This is a genomic window from Zoogloea sp. (assembly GCF_030157465.1).
In the GTDB taxonomy this organism is placed as follows: domain Bacteria; phylum Pseudomonadota; class Gammaproteobacteria; order Burkholderiales; family Rhodocyclaceae; genus Zoogloea.
The window spans coordinates 1-4,218 of record NZ_JAOAUU010000068.1; the positions used below are offsets into that span (position 1 = coordinate 1).

Annotated in this window: 3 protein-coding genes; 2 read left to right on the forward strand and 1 reads right to left on the reverse strand. The window is 62.9% G+C overall.

Annotated features, from left to right (window positions below):
- Positions 1 to 150 precede the first annotated feature (150 nt).
- Positions 151 to 1,359 (reverse strand): amino acid aminotransferase, encoded by a 1,209-nt coding sequence (locus Q1W26_RS09080; RefSeq protein WP_300438770.1) that lies wholly within the window; start codon positions 1,357 to 1,359, stop codon positions 151 to 153.
- Positions 1,360 to 1,487: 128 nt separating this feature from the next.
- Here Q1W26_RS09080 and uvrB point away from each other — a divergent pair, with 128 nt between their 5' ends.
- Entirely contained in the window at positions 1,488 to 3,557 is a 2,070-nt protein-coding gene (uvrB, locus tag Q1W26_RS09085; RefSeq protein WP_300438773.1) for an excinuclease ABC subunit UvrB, read from the forward strand.
- A gap of 66 nt (positions 3,558 to 3,623) precedes the next feature.
- Positions 3,624 to 4,118, forward strand: a complete 495-nt coding sequence (locus Q1W26_RS09090) for a low molecular weight protein-tyrosine-phosphatase (protein WP_300438776.1) — start codon at positions 3,624 to 3,626, stop codon at positions 4,116 to 4,118.
- Positions 4,119 to 4,218 lie beyond the last annotated feature (100 nt).

The window sequence follows — 4,218 nt, forward strand, 5'->3', positions numbered from 1 at the left end:
AGGGACCTACGGATTAACAGTCCGGCGCTCTACCGACTGAGCTATCGAGGAACAGAGGCGCGCATTTTAGGAAGAAACGCGATGTACGTCAACCCGATTTGCGCGCTTTTTTGCTCCCGGCGAACCGGGAGCGGGTGAAACGGACAAAACTCAGGCCTTGATGACGGCGGCGATGGCGTCGGCGACGTAGTCGAGGTTCTTGGTGTTGAGCGCGGCCAGGCAGATGCGGCCGGTGCCGACAGCGTAGATGCCGAACTCGTCCTTCATGCGTTCGACCTGGGCGGTGGTGAGGCCGGTGTAGGAGAACATGCCGCGCTGCTTGATGACGAAGGAGAAGTCCTGGTCGATGTTGCGGGCAGCGAGCTTGTCGACGAGGCCGGTGCGCATGGCGCGGATGCGGTCACGCATGCCGGCCAGTTCGGTTTCCCATTCCTGGCGCAGGGCCGGGGTGGACAGCACGGACGCCACGATCGCGCCGCCATGGATCGGCGGGTTGGAGTAGTTGGTGCGGATGACGCGCTTGAGCTGGGACATCACGCGGCCGGATTCGTCCTTGGACTGGGTGACCACGGAGAGGGCGCCGACGCGTTCGCCGTAGAGCGAGAAGCTCTTGGAGAAGGAGCTGGACACGAAGAAGGACAGGCCGGAGGCGGAGAACAGGTTCACCGCGACGGCGTCCGGTTCGATGCCGTCGGCAAAGCCCTGGTAGGCCATGTCGAGGAAGGGGATCAGGCCGCGGGCCGCACAGGCCTTGACCACGTCGGCCCACTGGGCTTCGGTGAGGTCGGCGCCGGTGGGGTTGTGGCAGCAGGCGTGCAGCACGATGACGGAGCCGGCCGGCAGGCTGTTCAGCTTGGCGATCATCGCCTCGGCGTTGGCGCCGCGGGTTTCCGGGTTGTAGTACGGGTAGGTGTCGACGGGGAAGCCGGCGGCTTCGAAGAGCGCGCGGTGGTTTTCCCAGCTCGGGTCGGAGATGTACACCGTGGCGCCGGGCACGACGCGCTTGATCAGGTCTGCGCCGATGCGCAGGGCGCCGGTGCCGCCGAGGGCCTGGGCGGTGATGACGCGGCCGTCGCGGATGATGGCGCTGTCGGCACCGAAGAGCAGGTTCTGCACGGCGTTGGCGTAGGTGGCCGGGCCTTCGATGGGCTGGTAGCCACGCGGGGGCGCGGCTTCGAGGCGGGCCTTTTCGGCGGTGCGCACTGCGCCGAGCAGCGGGATCTTGCCGTTGTCGTCGAAATAAACGCCAACGCCGAGGTTGACCTTGGTGCTGCGGGTGTCCGCGTTGAAGGCTTCGTTCAGGCCAAGAATCGGATCGCGGGGGGCCATTTCCACCGCAGCAAAGATCGAAGAGCTCATGGGGTCTCCAGAAGGGACTAAAAGGGACTAAAGGTGCGGGGCACTGTGTGCCGGCCGCTGGGTGATAATACGGGGTTGCCCGCGGGTTTCGCAGGCAGCGCCGATTGACTTAAGACAGAAATTTTATCATGGCCGATCAAGTAGGTAGCGGGCGAGTAATGGTTTACGAGGGAAGCCCGTTCAGGCTCCACCAGCCTTTTCCTCCCGGTGGCGACCAGCCGGAGGCGATCCGCCTGCTCGTCGAGGGAATCGACGATGGCCTGATGTTCCAGACCCTGCTGGGGGTGACGGGCTCGGGCAAGACCTTCACGATGGCCAACGTCATTGCCCAATGCGGGCGGCCGGCGCTGGTGCTGGCCCACAACAAGACGCTGGCGGCGCAGCTCTATTCGGAGTTTCGCGAGTTTTTTCCCGAGAACGCGGTGGAGTATTTCGTGAGCTATTACGACTACTACCAGCCGGAGGCCTATGTGCCGTCCCGCGACCTGTTCATCGAAAAGGATTCGGCGATCAACGAGCACATCGAGCAGATGCGCCTGTCGGCCACCAAGAGCCTGATGGAGCGGCGCGACGTGGTGATCGTGGCGTCGGTGTCGTGCATCTACGGTATCGGCGATCCGCAGGCTTACCACAGCATGGTGCTGCACCTGCGGGAGGGTGAAAAGATCCTCCACCGGGATCTGGTCCAGCGCCTCGTGGCGATGCAGTACGACCGGGCGGACGTGGATTTCAAGCGCGGCACCTTCCGGGTGCGCGGCGACGTGATCGACATCTTTCCGGCGGAAAACGCCGAGTACGCGCTGCGCGTCGAGATGTTCGACGACGAGATCGAGCATCTCACGCTGTTCGATCCGCTGACCGGCCACCTCAAGCAGAAAATCGTGCGCTTCACGGTGTTTCCGTCGAGCCACTATGTCACGCCGCGGGCGACCGTGCTGGGCGCCATCGAGGCGATCAAGGACGAGCTGCGCGATCGCATCGAAACCTTCCAGAAGGCCGGCAAGCTGGTGGAGGCGCAGCGCATCGAACAGCGCACCCGCTTCGATCTGGAGATGCTCAACGAGCTGGGTTTCTGCAAGGGCATCGAGAACTATTCGCGTCACATGTCCGGGCGCGAGCCCGGCGATCCGCCGCCTACGCTGATCGACTACCTGCCGAAGGACGGGCTGATGTTCATCGACGAATCCCACGTGTCGATCGGCCAGGTGGGCGCCATGTACAAGGGCGACCGGGCGCGCAAGGAAAACCTGGTGGAGTACGGTTTTCGCCTGCCTTCGGCGATGGACAACCGGCCGCTCAAGTTCGAGGAGTTCGAGCGCTTGCTGCCGCAAACGGTGTTCGTGTCGGCCACGCCGGCGGCCTACGAGAAGGAGCACCAGGGGCAGGTGGTGGAGCAGGTGGTGCGGCCGACCGGCCTGGTGGATCCGATCATCGTGGTGCGGCCGGCGGTGACGCAGGTGGACGACCTGCTTGGCGAGATCAAGAAACGGGTCGTGGTGAACGAGCGCATCCTCGTTACCGTGCTGACCAAGCGCATGGCCGAGGATCTGACGGAATATCTGGCCGAGAACGGCATCCGGGTTCGCTATCTGCACTCGGACATCGACACCGTCGAACGGGTCGAGATCATCCGCGACCTGCGTCTGGGCGAGTTCGATGTGCTGGTGGGCATCAACCTGCTGCGTGAAGGTCTCGATATTCCCGAGGTGTCACTGGTCACCATCCTCGACGCCGACAAGGAAGGCTTCCTGCGCTCGGAGCGTTCGCTGATCCAGACCATCGGGCGTGCGGCGCGGCACCTGCATGGCACGGCCATCCTTTACGCCGACCGGATCACCGATTCGATGAAAGCGGCCATCGGCGAAACCGAGAGACGGCGGGCCAAGCAGCTGGCTCACAACGAGGCCAACGGGATTACTCCCAAGTCTGTGATAAAGCGCATAAAGGACATCATCGACGGTGTCTATGATGGTTCATCCGGAAAGGATGGCGGCGCTGATGCCCGCGCAGATTTTGCGATCCTCGACGAAAAGGCGCTGGCCAAGACAATCCGCCAGCTCGAAAAGGACATGCAGGAGCATGCCCGCAACCTGGAGTTCGAAAAGGCGGCCGCAGCACGGGACAAACTCTTCCGGCTGCGCCAGCAGGCATTCGGGGCGGACGCCCACGATGTCTCTCCCAACCCTGAGGGAAACTGAAAATTGGTACTCGCCCTTGTACGTTCGGCCCGTCGGCTGTTTAAATTGCCGGCAGGAGGGACACCAATAATGAAAATACTGTTTGTCTGCACCGGCAACATCTGCCGGTCACCGACAGCGGAGGGCGTGGCACGTCGCTGGCTGGCGATGTCGGGGCTCGAGGGGCAGGTTGCTGTCGATTCGGCTGGAATCCAGGGATATCACTCGGGCGAAGCGCCTGATCCGCGCAGCCAGACTGCCGCACTCCGGCGTGGCTACGATCTTTCGCGCCTGCGGGCGAGAAAGGTCCAGCCTAAGGATTTCGTCGAGTTCGATCTGCTGCTGGCGATGGACCGGGATCACTTCGAGTACCTGCGTGACAGGGCGCCAGAAGGTACCAGCCACAAGGTTCGCATGTTCATGAGCTTTGCCCGGGGTGTGCGCCGCGATGAGGTGCCTGATCCTTATTACGGTGGCAACACTGGCTTCGATGTCGTGCTCGATTTGTGCGAGGAAGCCGTGCAGGGCCTGATCGATGAAATCCTGCCGGAGATAAACCGGCGGAAGCAGTCGGCGGTCTGAGTTCACCGGATGTAAAGCGCGGCCTTGTTTTCAGGTCGCGCAGTTTGTGTCCCGTCCTGCTATAGCTTGACAGCCTTCGGCGTGCCGTTTCGCCGATCAG

Bases quoted from the DNA above. Each gene is read 5' to 3' on its own strand.
- uvrB (WP_300438773.1), top strand. From the start codon at position 1,488: ATGGCCGATCAAGTAGGTAGCGGGCGAGTAATGGTTTACGAGGGAAGC.
- Q1W26_RS09080 (WP_300438770.1), bottom strand. From the start codon at position 1,359: ATGAGCTCTTCGATCTTTGCTGCGGTGGAAATGGCCCCCCGCGATCCG.